General features: G+C 72.0%; 2 protein-coding genes (1 of these 2 only partly in view). Both read right to left on the bottom strand.

All coding sequences use genetic code 11. The annotated features are described in order from the left end of the window. Entirely contained in the window at positions 1-1128 is a 1128-nt protein-coding gene (locus ACFQQJ_RS01200; protein WP_377103234.1) for a right-handed parallel beta-helix repeat-containing protein, read from the bottom strand. After that, a protein-coding gene (locus tag ACFQQJ_RS01205; protein WP_377103236.1) for a hypothetical protein crosses the window boundary here: on the bottom strand, positions 1064-17547 show its 3' portion. Its footprint extends 14656 nt past the window's final position; the window shows 16484 of its 31140 coding nt (coding positions 14657-31140); its start codon lies beyond the right edge, outside the window; the stop codon is at positions 1064-1066. Before ACFQQJ_RS01205 ends, ACFQQJ_RS01200 begins: the two co-directional genes overlap by 65 nt.

A 17547-nucleotide genomic window follows, 5' to 3' on the forward strand; every position in this document is an offset into this window, starting at 1 on the left:
CTATGTCGACGCGCGCGCCAGCGTGCAGTCGTTGCCGGACAGGCTCGGCAGTGCCTTCGCCGACAGGACGATCCCCACGTCCACGCCGGAGCAGGTCGTGCCCTTCAGCACCCCCCCGGCGGTGTCGGTGTAGATCAGCGCTGCGCGCTTCGACCCCGACACCCGGTTGCCGGTGATCGTCGGCGTGGCCTGGTCGCCCACCTGGATGCCCACGTCGCCGCCCGCGATGCGGTTGTCGCCGAGCACGGCCGTCGACGCGCCGACCACGGCGACCCCGACGCCGTTGCCGGTGAACCGGCTGCGCTCGATCGAACCCTCCGCCGCGCCGATGAAGCAGGCGCCGCACTGGCCGTTGTCGGCGAACCGCGAGGTCAGCACGCTCACCCGGTGCCCGCCGCCGACGGCGAGCCCCGCCCACGCGTTGTCCCGCAGCACCACGTCGGTCAGTTGCACCGTGGTGCGTCCCGGCGACGTCGTCCCGGACGCGGACGCCAGGTCGAGCCCGGCGCCGCCGCGCTTGTCGCTGCTCGTCCGCGCACCCTCCAGCGTGACGGCGTCGAGGGAGACCGATGTGGTCGCGCTGGCGATCAGCACGCTGCCCGGGGCAGCGTGGTCGCGGGAGACGGTGAGCTGTTCGAGGCCGACGAGGTCGGGCGAGATCACCAGGACGCTGACGTCGGTGGCCGAGGAGACCAGCCGGGTCTCGTCCCTGCCTGCGCCGGACAGCGTGATCCCGTCCAGCAGCACCAGGCTGTGGCTGAGCCGGTACTCCCCCGCCGCCAGGTTGAGGGTCGCCCCGGGCGCGGCGGTGGCGACGGCGGCCAGCAGGTCCTCGCCCTCGCCGACCGGCACGCTGCGGCGGTTCCCGGTGGCACCGGTGAGGTTCGCGGTGATGCGCGCGAGCACGGCCAGGGCCACGTCCGACTCGGCCCGGACGCCGGCCAGCCCGTCCTTCAGCCCGTCGACGAACGCCTGCTTGTCGCAGCCCGCGGAGAGCTGGTCGTTGGCGGTGGCCAGGGCCTGCTGGAGGCCCGCGGCGGCGGTCTCGGGGTCGGGAGCCGGCTCAGACGGGCCAGATGCCTGCGGTGAAGCGGCGGTTGTCTCGTACGACGCAACGTACCGGTCCACTGCCGTCACCACCGCCGACACTGCACTCCGGCAGGGATCGGGCGTCGGTGAAGGCGTCGGTACCTGCGGCGGGGTCGCGCCACAGCCACCACAGGCCACCAACACCGCTGCGGCAACCAGCGTTCGGGCCGTCCTCACCGAGCGAACATACACCCGCGATGTCGTCGACCTGGCTCACCAGCGGCAGGCACGCCCCGCCGGCGGCGAGCGCGGTGCCGGCCGGGCAGCCGGCCCGCAGGCCGCTGAGCGGGCTCAGCGGCGACAGCGGCCCCACCGTGCCCACCAGCACGAGCGCGGGAGCGTCGACCGGGGCAACGGCGCGCCACAGGGCACCCGCCCACCGGGCGAAGTCCGCGGGGTCGGGGGTCGGACGGAAGTTGTTCTCCAGCGGCACCACGCGGACGCCGTTCACGACCACCGGCTTGAGGTAGCTCGACAGCGACTTCGAGCTGACCTTCGACAGCCACGCCTGTCCGGCGGACAGGACCCGGGCCACCAGCGGGCCGGAGTCCAGCGACACCCGGGCGAGCATCCCGGCCAGGATCTTCGGCACGCGCACCTTGATCGGCTCGCCGCGGAAGCTGCCCAGCGGCGTCCACGACCAGGCGAAGGACTTGCCGTTGGCGCGCCAGCGCGGGTCGACCGCTGCGCTGTGCTTGATGTAGGTGTCCCAGCCGTAGCCGCCCACCACCATGTCGGAGTAGTCGGGGTTGACCCCGGTTGCGGTCGAGGCGTCGACCAGCGCGGGGTCGTCGACCGAGGCGAGCACGTCGTTGTCCCTGCCGCCCCACAGGGCGTCCTGGCCGGTGCCGCCGATCACCCAGTCCCGGCCCGCACCGCCCATCACCAGGTCCGCGCCGTCGGTGTCCACGCCGTAGGAGCCCGGCCGCCCGTCGGTGATGTCTGTGCTGCCGAACCACACCAGCGGGCTGGCGCACGTCGTGCTCAGCGTCCCGTCCGCGCACAGCGGCAGGCGGCCGTTCCACGCCTTCAGCAGCTTCGCGAACGCCTTCGTCTTGCGGGTGACGCTGGCGATGATCACCCGCGTCAGCAGCGTGCCGTCGTTGAACGGACGGTTCCAGCTGCTCTCCACGACCCGCCCGGAACTGTCCAGCGCCCAGGAGTCGGCGAGGGCCTCCGCGCCGCTGACCAGGTCGTCGCCCCAGCCACCATCGACGATGTCGTCGTCCCAGCCGCCGAAGATCACGTCGTTGGAGTAGCGCACCTTCTTGGGCTGCGAGGCGTTGATGTCGGAGTTGGCCGCCCACGCCTCGTCGCCGAAGAGGACGTCGTCGCCGGTGCCGCCGGAGAGCCAGTCGTGGCCCCATCCGCCGACGAGGTGGTCGTTGCCTGCGTCGCCGTACAGGACGTCATTGCCGCCGCCGCCGTAGAGGGCGTCGTTGCCGGCCTCGCCGTGCAGCTCGTCCGCGCCCCACACGTCCAGCAGGCCGGTGCCGCTGGTCGCCAGCTGGGTGGCGGTGATCCGCGGGAACAGCCAGGTGCGCGCGTCCGGCCCGCCGTCGGTGTAGTCGAGGAGCACGACGACCCGCAGCACCGTGGCGCCCAGTGCCCCCGCGGCGACGGACGGGACGCCGGTCAGCCCGGCGAGGATCGCGGCCACCGGGGTGAGCCGGAGCACGTAGCCGTTGTCGCCGACGAGGACGTCGGAGTCGCCGGTGGCGACGGTGTCGTCGTTGCGTCCCGCCTGCGTGCCCGCCCCGCCGAACAGGATGTCGCGGCCGTCCGGGCGGTCGTCGACGGTGACCAGCGAGAACAGCGCCGAGCTGCCGCCGATGATGTCGTCGCTGCCACCGTTGCCGAAGATGACGTCGTTGCCGCCGCCGCCCTCGATGTAGTCGTCGCCATCGGTGGGGGCCAGCTCGGACGGGCTCAGCACGAGGCGGCCCTGCTCGTCGCGGGACGCCCCGACGGCCAGGTCGATCGAGCCGTCGCCCTGGATCACGTCGTCACCCAGCTGCCCGAACACCACGTCGCTGCCCGCCCCGCCGGCGAGGTCGTCGTCGCCGAACGCCTTCACGGCGGCCTTGAGCGCCAGCACGTCGTGGTCGAGGAGGGTGATCCGCAGGAACGACGGGTTCCAGCCGGTCGCGGTCCGCGTCCAGGCCTGGTCGACGCGGGCGCTGTCGCCGAACAGCAGGTCGGTGCCCGCACCGCCGTCCACCCGGTCGTCGCCCTGGCCGCCGACGAGCAGGTCGGCCCCGTCGCCGCCGCGCAGGACGTCGTCGCCGCCGAGCGTGTCACCCCGGGCCGACACCCGGCGCTGGAGCAGCTCGTCGAAGGACAGGGTCTGCGCGACGTAGCCGAGGTCGCCGACCACCACGTCGTCGCCCGCGTCGCCGGAAAGGTCGTCCGCGCCGGTGCCGCCGATGACGATGTCGTCGCCGGCGCCCGCGGACACGGTGTCGTCGCCGGCCACGGCAGGCGTGACGGCGAGTACGAGGCCGAAGAGCGTCTCGGTGTTGGTGGAGAAGTCGCCCGGCCCTCCCCAGCCCGCCACACCGGCGGCCACCGCTGCCAGCGCCGCGTACTCGGACGCGCTCAGCACGCCGTCGGCCAGCCCGGTGAGGACCGGAACGGCGTCCACGGCGAACCAGAGGACGAGCCCGTGGTCGCCGACGACGACGTCGCGGCCGCTGCCGGTGGTGATCCGGTCGTCGCCCTGGCCGCCGAAGACCACCAGCGGGAGCGTCGAGCCGGACGCGTCGAGGGTGTCGTCGTCGGAGGCGGTGGGCAGGCTGCGGTCGGGGCCCTGCAGGTGCAGCACCACGAAGCCGTCCTCGCCGTCGGTGAGGGTGGCGACCACCGTGTCGTCGCCCAGCCCGGTGGACAGCCAGGTGGTGGTGCGGACGCCCTCGCGGCGGAAGGCGCCGTCGAGCCGCAGGCGGTCGTCGCCCGCGCCGAGCCACACCCGGATCCCGCCGGAGAAGTCGCCGCCGGCGGCCGCGTAGCTGAGCGCTCCGCCGGCCAGGCCGAGCATCGCGATCTCCGCCCAGTCCGCCACCGCTGCGTCACGGTCGCGGGCCGCGGCGATCCGGTCGGTGACCAGCACGTCCTCGTCGCCGGCGGTCGAGGCCTGGTCGCTCACCAGCAGGGTGTGGTGGCCGGCGCCCAGCTGGAGGTTGATCGTGCCACGGAGGTCGTCCAGCACGCCGCCGAGCGCGTCGGGATGCCCGTCGAGGCGGACGTCGGCGATCGAGGAGACGTACACCCGGTCGTCCCCCGCGCCGAGGTCGACGTTCGTCGTCGCCGTGGTGCCGCGGACGTTGAGCACGTCGTCGCCGGTGCCGAGGGCCAGGTCGAGGGTCTCGACGCCGGTGTAGGTGATGCCGTCGGTGCGCAGGAGGCCGTCGATCGCCGACGTCGCGCCGGTGGCGGTCAGCACGTACTGGACGGGGTGCGCGGGATCGGCGTTCGCCTCTCCGCGGAACCCGATCAGGTAGCCGGTGCCGACCTGCCACACGTAGACCGACACGGCACAGACGGTCTCCCCGCCGAGGCCACAACTGGTGGCGTCGGGGAAGATCAGCGCCTGGAGGGCTGCGGCGAGGTCGGCGGCGCTCGTGCCGGCGGCCACCATGATGCTGCCCAGTGCGCTGCTCACGCCACCGACCAGCCGGGCGAGGCCGAGGGTGAAGCTGGCGGCGGCCGGGTTGACCGCGTACAGCAGGTCGAGCGAGCGGCCGAGCGCGTCGAGCGCGGCCCGCGCCACCATGTCGAGGCCGGTCAGCGTCGTCCCGGTCAGCCACCCGAGGTTGGCGTTCGTGTCGCCAGAATCGTCGAGGGTGACGGTGTCGTCGCCCGCGCCGCCGTCCAGCAGGAGCGTGGCCGCGAGCAGGTCGAGCAGCCCGTCCGCGCTGCCGACCACGATCGTGTCGTCGCCGCCGGCGCCGGCGATCCGGGTGTGGCCGTCGATCGTGCGGACGACCACGCGGTCGTCGCCCTCTCCTGCGTCGACCTCCGTGGTGCCGGAGTGGGTCGCCTCGACCGTCAGGGTGTCGGCGCCGCTGCCGAGCAGCAGCTGGACGGCCTCCGCGTCGAGGTAGGTGACGCCGGAGTCGAGCATCCCGAACCCGGTGAGGGTGTCGCTGTCCAGCGTCCCGGAGGCCCCGGCCGTCCGTGCGCGGTCGTCGAACACCACGGTGTCCACCTGGCCCGTCTCGATCGCCGCACCGGTGGTGGCGGTCACCGGGTGCGGGTGCCCGGACGACTCGCCGGGCAGCAGCACGGGCAGGTAGGTGTCGATCTCGATGTCGTAGTCAGGGTCCGGGTCGTTGCCGCCGGCGACCACCAGGGCGCCCTGGACGGCGGCGAGGGTGGTGGTGGCGAAGGACACCGTGGTGGTGGTCCCGTCCGCGGCCCGGACGGTCACGTCCGGCGCGCTGCCGCCGACCTGGATGCGGTCGCTGCCCAGGCCGCCGAACACGGACACCGCGACCTCGGCGGAGGTCGACAGCACGTAGATGCGGTCGTCGCCCTGCATGCCGTAGACGACGAGCTTCTCGATGTTGGCGTAGCTGACCTGGATCCCGCTGCCCCAGATGCCGTCCGCGGTGATCACGAACAGGTTGTTCGACTCGTCGCCGACGATCACGACCAGGTCCTTGCCGCCGCCGCCGTCGATGTCGACCGGGGAGTTCAGCGAGTAGGTGATCTGGTCGGAGCCGGCGCCGGTGTTGATCGCGGCGAGGGAGTCCTTGTCCACGAAGGTGCGGACCACGAAGATGTCGTCGCCGTCGTTGCCGTTGAGCGCGATCGCCGCCTGGTTGCGGTAGACCTCGAAGATGTCGTTGCCGGCGTTGCCGTTGATCGTCGCGGCCCGGTGGACGCCGTCGGAGAGCCAGCCGCGGGTCGACTCGAAGGTGGCGCCCGCCCCGAACTCCACGTTCGCCACGTAGTCGGTGAACACCTGGCCGATGCGCGTGAGGTCGTTGCCTGCGCCGAGGTCGGCGGTCACGCGCGCGGCCGTGCTGTCGAAGGCGACCACGTCGTCCCCGCCCAGGGTGTTCAGGGCCACCCCGGTGATGTCGGCGGCGTAGGTGACCCACTCCGCGGCCGTCCAGGCACCGGCCACCGCCGCGGTCAGGGAGGCCACGAGCCCCAGCGCCGCGGTGGCCCGGAGCAGCAGGACGTCGGCGAGGCCGGTGGCGTTGACCGTCAGCACGTGCGCGAGGTCCGCGTCCGTGACGTCGACGCGGGACGTGCCGTTGCCCCACAGGTGGACGGTGGTGGTGTCCGCGCCGAGCCCGCCCTCGAGGTGCAGGCGGCCGGCCAGGGCGTTCGGCGTCGCCGGGGTGTCCGGGGTCTCGTTGACGGTGAAGGCATCGTCACCGGCCCCGCCGTCGACCAGGGTCGCGACGCTGGTCGACGCCACGAGGACGGTGTCGTCGCCGCTGCCCAGCAGCACCGACAGGGCCTCAGCGGTGCCGTAGGTGACGGTGCCGGGCATGCCGAAGCCGGTGACGGTCGTGGCGCGGACGACACCGGCCAGGTCGGCGAGCGACCCGCTCGCGTCCAGCACGACGCTGTCGGTGCCCGCCCCTCCGGCGAGGGTGACCTCGCCGTCGATGCCGGTCAGCACGCTGCCCGCGGCGCCGCCGGTCGAGGAGAGCCGGACGGTGTCGTCGCCGGCACCGGCGTCCACGAGGGTGGTGCCGCCGTGCGTGCCGAGGACCGCGAGCAGGTCGTCGCCGGAGCCGAGCTGCAGCGTCAGCGCCTCGACGCCCGCGTAGGCGATCCCGCCGGTCATTCCGAGCCCGGTGATCGCCGTGGCGGTCAGCGTGCCGGTGTTGTCCGCGCCGTCCGCTGCGTCCGAGGCCACCAGCGTGTCGAGGCCGGCCTGGTCACCGGTCATGCCGAGGTCGAGGGTGAGCAGTGCGCCGATGCCGTTCAGGGTGCCGCTGCCGATCGTCCAGTCGCCGCTCGCCGCGCCGCTGCCGACCAGCACGAGGTCGTCGCCCGACCCGGTGACGACGGTGTGGGGCACCGCGATGCCGCGGACGGCGACCCGGTCGCTGCCGTTGCCCGTGTCGATCGACACCTCGTCCGCGCCGTGGGTGATCGTCACCCAGGCGTCGGCCCCGGTGCGGGCCAGGACCTGCCCGACGGTCACGACGACGTCCTCGCGGAGGCTGGTGCCGAACACGCTCAGGGTGTCGGTGCCGGCGGAGGCCTCGACGGCGATCGAAGCGCCCGCCGCCCCGCGCAGCTCGACGCGGACGCTGTCGTCGCCCCCGGCCGGGGCGATGGTGACGGCGCCGGTCCAGGCCAGCACCGTGCGGGTGGTGCCGGCCACCAGCACGCCGTCCGCGTCGCCCACGAGGAAGCGGTTGGCCCCCGCGCCGCCGGTGAGGACGGCCCGTTCGAAGAGGCCGCCCAGGTCCTCGACCGTGACGTCGCCGGCGAAGTCGGTGCCGCTCACCGTGCCGACGACGAACAGGTTGTCGTACAGGCCCATGTCGGCGTCGAAGGTCTCCACCAGGGTGTCCGTGCCCCCCGCGTCGGCGAAGGTGTCGCGGCCCGCGCCACCGGTGACCGTGTCGTCGCCGAGGCCGGAGTCGATGGCGTCGGCGTACGGCGATCCGACGATCACGTCGTCGCCCTCTCCGCCGGAGAGGAACAGCGACGCGCGGTCGTCGGCCATGCCGGAGGCGGTGATCGTGTCGTTGCCGCCGAGCCCCTGGACGGTCACGGCGTCGCCCTCCGCGCGCACGGCACCGACGGCCCACACGCTGTAGTGGGAGACCCGGGTGATGCGCAGCTGGGTGCTGTCGGGGGTGTCGGGGTTGCCGTCGTCCCAGGTGGCGGTGGCCACGGTGAAGGAGTCCGCGGCGCCCGAGCCCTGCACGACCAGGCGGTCGGACCCGCCCGCGCCGAACTGGACGGCCAGCGCCGTGACCCCGGTGCCGTCCTGGTCCTGCACGGTCACGCTGTCGGAACCGCTGCCCGCGTCGATGACGATGCTCTCGACCGCGGACGACGTCCGGGAGGTCGCGCCGGAGGTGTAGCTCACCGAGGTGCCGCTGGCACCGACGACGAGGGTGTCGCTGCCGCCGGTCAGGGTGAGCAGCAGGCTGTCGGCACCCGTCCCGCCGTCGATCACGGTGGTGGCGGCGCCGTTGAGGACGGCCTCCAGGGCGTCGTCGCCGCTGCCGCCGTCCAGCCGCGCGGTGTAGCCGTTGCCGAGCAGGTGGTCGTCGCCGCCCTCGCCGTAGAGCTGGACGGCGCCGCGTCCCTCGTGGGACAGGACGTCGTTGCCGTCGCCGCCGCGCAGCGTGCCCCCGCCGGTGCCGGAGGCGGTCAGGACGTCGTCGTCCCCACCGCCGCGGACGGTGGCCGTCCCGCTGCCGGAGACCGTGATCACGTCCTCGCCGGTGCCGCCGTCGAGCTCCACCGGCACCAGCACCGAGTCGCCGACGACCACCGAGTCGTCGCCCGCGCCGAGGTTCCCGACGATGCTCGTCACGCCGGTGTAGGTGTTGCTGCGCCCGAACGCGGTCACCTTGATGGTCGCGTCGTCCGCGGTGCCGCCGACCTGCTCGATCACGTACGACTCGGCGGTGTCGGTCTCGCCGATGTTGCGCAGGCTCGCCCGGTCGCCGACGTTCAGGTAGAGCGTGCCGCCGGACCACGTGTGGTCGGACTCGGTCTCGCCCGCCCCGCCGGCGAGGTAGGTGGGCTGCGGGAACTGCAGGTAGCCGAGGGTGAAGCTGGCGGTCTTGCGGAACGTCCAGAACAGGAACTTGATCCGGACCTCGATGCTCAGCTCGACCTTCACCCGGCCGTTCTGGCCCGCGGTGGCGGTGTCGAGGGAGAACCAGGCGGAGATGCCGGCGCCGGCGATCGTGAAGCCGAACGCGCGCACCGAGACGTCCGCGGACAGCCCGAGGGTGAAGTAGTAGGTGCCGTTGTCGCGGGCGACCGAGGCGATGCGGAAGCTGAAGTCGCCGCGGATGCCGAAGCTGCTCGACCCGATCTGGAGGTAGCCCGACAGCGACACGTCGAAGCTGCCGGCCGAGTTCAGCCAGATGGAACCGCTCATCCCGACCAGCCCGAACAGCTTCATGCTCGCGGTGGCACGCAGCTCCCACTTGCTGCCCACGACCTCGATCGAGAAGGTGGTGCTGACGTCGATGATCGACAGGATCGACACCTTGCCGCTGAGGCTGAGGCTGAACGAGTGGGCACGGATCCCGAGCAGTGCGACGCCGGCGGTGTTCAGGCTGAGGTAGCCGCTGCCCTCGATCGAGAAGACCCCGGAGTCGCCGCCGGCCTTCACCGACACCGCGAGGCGCATGGCGAAGCCCGCGCTCTGCACGGTCGCAGCGCCGGCGGCGTCGAACGCGAGCCCGGCGATGTCGAAGTGCACGGCGAAGGCGAGCTGGAAGCCCGCGGGCGTGATCGCGATCTCGACGCTGCCGCTCGCGCTGGCCAGGCCGATGAAGGTGACGGTGCCGGTGATGCGCAGCAGGAAGCCGGGCGCGACGGTGGTGCCGCCGGGGAGCGTCGCCAGCGCCCCGGTGGTGTTCACCTGCACCAGCACGGCCCCGGACAGGGTCAGCCCGATGCCGGAGCCGAAGCCCAGCCCCGCGTCGAGGACGAGCTCGAACGAGGCCACCAGTCCCTTGGCGTTCGCCGTGAGGCCGGCGTCCACCCCGATGGTCCCGATGCCGGCCAGGGCCAGGTCACCGACGACGTGGAGGGACAGCTCCGTCGTCGAGACCGCGAACTCCACGCTGCCGTGGATCGTGAGCACGTTCAGCAGCACCAGGTCGCCGGTCATCGTCAGTGCGACCCCGGAGGGGACGGTGACCGTCTCGGGCACCATGTTGCCGTCGCCGTCGAGGGTGAAGCCGGTGAAGCCGCCGGTCGCGTCGTGGTCGACGGCGAAGATCTCGACCTCGCGCTCGTCGGCGAAGGTGTTCACGCTGAGCAGGAACGCGCCGTTGAACTTCACGCCCGGCACGGAGCTCGTGCCGACGAGCAGCTCGATGCGGCCGACGAAGCCGGTGTTGCCGGGCCCGACGTAGGCGTTGAGGTTCACCAGGCCGGTGACGGCGCCGAGGAACGGGATCGTCCCGCCGACGGCACCGATGACCTCCAGGCGTGCGTCGAGGCCGGAGCCGGCCGCCGTGATGCCGAGGTAGCCGTCCAGCCGGATGACCTTCGTGATGGCGATGGTCGCCTTCACCGTCGCCTTGACGTAGAACTCCGGGGTGGCGCCCGCCACCGGCTTGCCGTCCAGCCCCGGCGCGCTGGCGTAGATGGTGAGGGTGGTCGGGTCGCCGGGCTTGAGCAGCGGACGCAGCGCCACCGGGACGTCCAGGCTCAGGGTCTCGCGCGTGGTGTTGAACATCAGCGACACCGAGCCGGTCACCTCGAAGATGTCCTCGAAGGTCGGCAGGCCGACCGATACCCCCGCGCCGACCGTGATGCTGCCGGCCACGCCGATGTGGCCGGGGTCGGTGCGCACGAACAGGACGCCGGTCACCGAGCCGTAGGTGATCGCGTACGCGCCGGTGCCGTAGGTGAACTCGCCGGTGAGGTAGAGGTCCATCTGCGGGTGCTCGGACATCGAGACCGACAGGTACACCCCGCCCTGCACCCGGAACAGCACCGTGCTGGTGGTGGGGATCTTCACTTCGACCTTCGCTGCCAGCTCGAGCCCGAAGCTGTACGGGTTCAGCGCGTAGGTCTTGGTGAGCGGCCCGCCGTTGGCGCCCAGGCCCTCGAGCGTGAGCGTCTCGGTGCGGGTCTGGCCGGTGAGGTTGATCTGGAGCGTGCCCGCGCCGTACAGCGACAGGCCGTAGGGCTCCAGGGCCGAGAAGTCGGTGTTGACCGTCGCCACGCCCCAGAACTGCGGGACGGAGGTGCTGGGGTCGCCCAGGTCGAGGATGAACCGTCCGGCGGTGGCGCCCACCGTACCCAGCCCGTAGATCGACATCGCGCCGGAGAAGGTCAGGATGAACACCTTGCGCGCCACGTCGATCTCGAGGGTGACCTGCGCGTGCAGGTCGAGCAGCGGGTCGTCCATCAGGCCCAGGGCCTGCAGCAGGATGCCGCCGGAGAGCTCGATGAAGAACGACTTCCCCTGCTCGATCAGGGTGAAGTGGCCCGCGGCGGCGGCGCCGGCGTTGCCCGCGGCGTCCGTCCAGCCGGCGGCGAGGCCGACGTCCACCGCACCGGCGACCAGGCTGCCGGTGTAGAAGTAGCGGACGGTGTCGCCGTCGACGGCGATCGCGCCGGCCGCGACGAGCGCCGAGGCCCCCGCACCGCTCAGCGACAGCGTCCGGGTGAGCAGGGTGGCGAGGGTGAGGCCGCCGACGCCGCTGTAGGTGACGTCGAACCACACGGCCTGGACGGGCGTGGCCGCGGTCGCGGCGCCCGCCGTGGCGGCCTGGCCGGTCGTGCTGGCCCAGCTGCCGGCGACGAAGCTGATGCCGGAGGCTGCCGGCATCGAGCCGGTGAAGCCGAAGAAGTACCGGAAGGTCGAACCGCTGACGAGTACCGGGGTGCCGATCAGGGTGACCGTGCCGCTGGTGAAGGTGAACTCTGCGGCCGCGTCGGTGATCGTCGCGGGATCGACCGCGTACCCGTTGATGTCGGCGAAGGTGATGTCGACGTAACCCCGGTTGTTGAACACCACGACGTCGACGACCTGGCCGGTGTAGGGGCCGGTCACGGTGGCGGTCGGGCTCGCGACGGTGAAGGTCTCTGTCTCCCCGACGTTGCGGGTGCCGGAGGTGTCGGCGAAGCTGCCGGAGACGAAGGTGATGGTGTACCGCCCCACGGCGAGGGTGCCGCTGAAGGAGTACCGCCAGGTGTTGGTTGTGCCGACCCGGACGGGGGTGCCGAGGGCGATCTCTGCGCCCGACGCGTCGCGGAGGATGACCTCCCCGCCGCCGATCGTGGCCGGGTCGATGTCGTAGCCGTACGACCCGCGGAAGGTGATCTCGATGTACTTGCGGAGGTTGATGACGTCGCGGCCGACCGTCTGGCCGGAGTCCGCGGAGTCCGCGGTGGCGCCGACGACGGTGAAGCCGTAGCGGGCGTCCGCCGGTGGCGCCCGGCCGGCCTCGGGGGTGAACATCGCCAGCGAGACCGTGACGACCACCGCGCCGACGGTGAACGCACCGTCGAGCAGGAACCGGTAGGTGGTGCCGGACACGAGGATCGGCGCCTGGCCGGAGACGGTCACCGCTGTGGCGCCCGCGCCCGACAGGGTGACCTTGTCCGAGGTGATCCGGGACGGGTCAAGGGTCCAGCCGGCGTGCCCGGTGAAGGTGATGTCGAGGTAGCTGCTGGCGCTGATCGCCAGCGCGATGGGGGCGGCATGCCCGGCGTACGCGTCGTCGGCGAGGACCTCCGACACCTGCCCGGTCGCGCCGGTCACCGTGACGCTGAGCGCCCCGGTGCCGGCCACCGTGACCGGGATCGCCACGCCGTCGGCGGTCCGGACGATGTTGCGCGTGGGATCGAGGGTCACCGACACGTTGTTGGCGGTGTCCACGTACAGCTGGAGTCCCTCGGTGGTCGTGTCGACGTCGAGGTAGGACGCCGCGTCCAGCAGCGAGGCCAGGTCGACACCGTCGGCCACGGCCAGCGACAGCACGGCCTTGCCTGCGGCCGTGATCGTGATCGTGACGGTGCCGAGCGTGACCGGTGCGGTGGTCGCGAACGACCACGAGCCCGCCAGCGGGGTGACGGCGACGGTGCCGCTGCCGAACGAGCCGGTGATCCAGTAGCGGATCGTGTAGCTGCTGCCCGTGCCGGCCACCAGCAGCGGCGCGCGGGTGGCGTCGAGGGCTGCGCTGCCCAGGCCCGCGCCGGAGAGGGTGAACTCCGCGGCGGCGTCCAGCAGGGAGGCGAGGTCGATGGTGCGCCCGTCGGGGGCGGTGAAGACCACGTCGATCCAGGTGCGCGGGTCGCGGCCGTTGATCACGTGGATGTCGATGGACGCCCCGGAGGCCGGGTCGGTGATCACGGCGGTCGGGCCGACAACGGTGAAGGAGAGCGTCGTCGCAGCGCTGCCGGCGCCGGTGGTGGTCGTGCCGTTGGCGGTGACGTCGGCGTTCTTCACCGCGCCGGCGGCGAAGGTGAGCGTGTAGGTGCCCAGCCCGAGCGTGCCGCTGGCCAGGCTGTAGCGGAACCGGCTGACGCCCAGGGCTGCGGTCGCCGCAGTGAGCAGGTCCTGCCCGCTCGCGAGGTCGGCCTGCTTCAGCACCTGGACGGTCACGGCGGCCGTGGCCGCGTCCCCGTCGTCGTCGTAGGTGTAGGACGCCACGCCGCTGCTGACCAGCAACGGTGCGAACACGATCCCGGTCGCGGTGGTCACCGCGACGATGGGCACCGGGGTGCCGCTGGCGAGCGTCAGCGGGGTGCCGTTGAGCGTCAGGGTGAACTCCTGGCCGGTGTCCAGGATGTCGGCCAGGTCGAGCGCTGCGCCGGACGGGGCGGTGAACACCACGTCGACCCAGGTGGAGGCCTTGTCCACGTCCACGCTGCCGCCGTTGCTGCCCGGGCCGCCGAGGTCGACGCCCGGCTGGCCGGTGGTGGCCGTGGGGTCGGCCGCGTCGAACACGTCGAAGGTGACCTCGTTGCCGGAGGAGTTCCGGAAGCCCATCTTCAGCTTGCCGTACAGGGTCAGCAGGCGGACCTGGTCGGGGATGTCGGCGAGGAACAGCACGGTGGCGTTGCCCTGGGCGACCTTGGACAGGTCGACGTACAGGCGCCCGGAGAGCGAGAGCTGGTCGGCGAGGAAGTTCAGCTTGCCGATGATCAGCACCTTGCCGTCGGTGGAGATCTTGAGGATCACCTGGCCGTTGAACAGCTGCTCCGAGGTATAGATCGAGTAGATCTTGGCCGAGCCGGTGATCACCATCGGCGCGGTGAAGGCCGCGAGGAAGCCGCCCATGGACGGGTTGGCCGCGATCGCCTTCGCCTGGGCGGCCACCTGCGACTTCAGGGAGGCCAGCCAGGTCTCCGCGGTCTCCTGGGTCGGCAGTCCGGCGACCGTGGAGCGCAGCGCGAACGGGTCGTCCAGCGAGGGCAGGGACTTGAAGAACTCCACCCCGGCGGCGAAGTCGTTGATGCTGAGGCCGGAGTTCGGCTCGAGCAGGATGCCGCCGGGCACCTCGACGCTGAGGAACACCGACAGCGGCCCGAGCTCGCTGAGGCCCAGCCGGATGGTGAACCCGGCCAGTCCGGCGATCGAGAAGCCGCCCTGGAGGCCGAGGTAGAACACCCGCTGGGCCACCGGCGTGGTCGTGTCGAAGGTGCCGATGATGTTGTAGGAGGAGTCCAGGCGCAGGATGCCGCCGACCAGGCCGGCGCTGATCTGGCCGCCGAACAGGTCGCCGGCGACGGTGACGCCGAACGACTCGATCGCGATGATCGGGAACCTGCCCTCCGCCAGCAGGGACGGCTGGATCTTCACGCCCTCGACCGCGCCGGAGAACTGGAGGCCGGCCAGACCCTGGAGGCCGGTGACCGAGGCGGACAGCGTGATCACGAAGTCGCCGGGGGCGTTCTCGATGTCGTCCCACTGGATGCCGAGCGCGTTGATGCGGATCGGCAGCCAGCTCGGCCACTTGAACGAGTCGCCGGTGGCGGAGCCCACCGAAAGGAAGATGCCGAAGCCGGTGAGCGCCCGGAAGCCGCCGTTGCCGGTGAAGGCGAAGTTGCGTCCCTCGCCACCGAGGACCAGCGAGCCGATGCTGACCGTGGCACCGACCGAGCCGAAGCTCACCATCAGCGCGTCGGTGCCGGCCGCGCCGGTGTCAAGGCGGAAGTCGCGGGCGCTCAGCGTGACGTAGCTGCCGATCACCACCGACAGCGTGTCGACGCTCATCTGGAAGGCGTCCACCTTGCCGCGGGTGAAGGTGACGGCGATCCGGAAGGCCTCGTCGTCCGCGGTGCCGTCGACCCGCTTGTCGTCGGCGGTCTTGCGGTCGGTGAGGGTGGCGGAGAACGTCTTGCCCGGGAACAGCGCCGCGCCGCCGGAGGCCAGGTAGATCTGGCCGGTGAAGTCGGCGTCCGCCTTGCCGTCGGTGATCGTGACGCTCAGCCCGGACACGCCGACCCGGATGTCGTCCAGTTCGAGGATGCCGCCGAAGCTCAGCTTCGACGCGCCGGAGGTGGAGGTCAGGCCGTTCCCGTCCGCGGGCGCCGGCAGGGTGGAGGACGGCGAACGGAACACCAGCTCCGCTGTGCCGAGGGTGAAGCCGTTGTCGCGGATCACCAGGCCGGGGACGAGCCCGGCGGCCAGCACCTCGTCGTTGTTGGCGGTGATGTTGGACTTCGCCGTCGGGTTGTAGGGCCGCAGGTTCCCGGTGATGCCGAACCGCGGCAGGGTGAGCGTGGCGGTGTTGATCACGACCAGCTGCTGGCCGACCGCCGCGTCCGGGTCGTACTTCACCTGGACGCCGGTGGCGCTCAGCTGTGCGACGTTCGGGATCTCCGCGGCCAGCGAGGCGACACCGATCGACCAGGCGCCGGTCGGCTCGACCCGGACGTTGCCGCTGAGCAGGCCGAAGACGTCCACCGCGAGGCCGAAGCTGCCGCTCAGCCCGATCAGGTCGACGCTGACGCCGCTGGAGGTCTGCGCGCTGGTGGGGGCGGCGCCGTTGGTCGCGCCGGTGCGGCCGAACGCGAGGCTGGCGCGGTTCACCGTGAGCGTGATGGTGATCACGACCATGCCGTCGGCGAACCCGAAGTCGCCCAGCCCGATGCTCGGGTCCTGCAGCGTCAGCGGCCCGAGCGAGAGGGCTCCGCTGGCCACCTTCTCCCCCGGCGCGGACGGGTCGATCGTGAACGACTGGGTCTGGGCGAAGTTGCGGTTGCCGTTGGTGGAGGCGAACCCGTTGGCGGCGAAGGTCAGCAGCACGGTGCCGGTGGTGAACAGCCCGACCTGGTTGGCCGTGTTCTTGTCGGTCAGGAAGTACCGGTACGTCACGGAGGTGGCGCTCGCGTCGCGTCCGGACATCAGCAGGGCTCCGGCGAACTGCGCGTCCGCGACGCCGCTGCCCGACAGCACGAACGGCGCGGTGGCGAGGCCGGTCTTGTCGATTGCCGCCCCGTCGAGGCTGGTGTAGGTGACGTCGAGGTAGCGCTGGGCGTTCAGCTGCCCGACGGTGATCGTGCCGCCGTTGGCCGGCGACGCGATGGCCGCGATCGGGCCGGGAGCTGTCTGGGTCGGCGTGGCGGTGAACAGGACGAACGACTCGTCCTCTCCCATCGTGAGCGCGCCGTTGTTGTCGCCGAACGAGCCGGAGATGAAGCGGACGGTGACCAGCCCGTTGGCGGGGAGGCCGGAGACCGCATACTCCCAGACGTTCCCGACGAGCTTCGGCGTGCCGATCGAGACGGTGGTCGAGACCGTGCCGTTCACGAGCACCTGGAACTCCGGCGCAGCGTCCAGGATCGTCTGCGGGTTGATGCCCACACCGTTGACGTCGTTGACCGCGATCCTGATCGTCGTCGGCGCCGTCGGCAGCACCTGGTTCTTCAGCGGGCCGGCGAGGTCGGCGGTCGGGAAGAGCGTCGGCGCGGTCACGGCGCCGGTGAGCACGTCGGTGTTCGGGAACAGCTCGAAGCTGACCATCTTGAAGGTGGTGAGCCGGAAGCCGGTCGCCCGCGAGATGCTGAAGGCGCCGTAGCCGAGCAGGCTCGCGACGCGGGTGTCGCCGATCTTCACCACGATGGACGCCGGGGTGATCGCCACGTCCAGGTCGCCGTTGGGCTGGCGGGTCAGCGCCAGGTTGCCGGCGATCTGGAAGACCCCGGCCACCGAGATGGCCAGGTTGGTGGCCCGGAACGAGAAGGTGCCGGCCGGAATCGCGGCGGCGGGCGTCCCCGAGCCGGGCAGGACGGGCGGGGTGAGTGCTGCGGTGCTGGTGTTGACCGAGAACGCGACCGTGCCGGAGACGGTGAGGCCGTCGAGTCCGAACAGGGCGAAGGTGCCGGACGCGACCAGGGCGAAGCCGGTGGCGTCCTTCACGAACGCGAGGCTGGCGTTGCGGACCAGCACGCCGATCGCGTCGGGGTTGTCGCTGCCGTCGGCGAGCTTCGAGGGGCCCTTGCCGACGAACAGTTCCAGCCCGGTGCCGGCGAAGGTGCCGTCGGCGCCGATCGAGAACTGGCCGGCCCGCAGTTCCAGGATGTCGCCGAAGCTGAACGACACGTCGGAGACGATGAAGGCGAAGGTCGGGCTCGCCGCCAGGGTGACGTCGAGGGTCTGGGTGCCCACCTCGATGCTCTGGTCGACCGCCACGCCCGTGGTGTTCACGGTGAAGCCGGCCGACGCGTCGAGCGCGAAGCCGTCGCCGGCCACCGCGACCGTGCCGGTCAGCACGCCGGCCACGCCGCCGGTGGTCGTCCGCACGGCCGGGGTGGTGCCGACCG

This window comes from Propionicimonas sp. T2.31MG-18 (genome assembly GCF_964266745.1).
In the GTDB taxonomy this organism is placed as follows: domain Bacteria; phylum Actinomycetota; class Actinomycetes; order Propionibacteriales; family Propionibacteriaceae; genus Propionicimonas.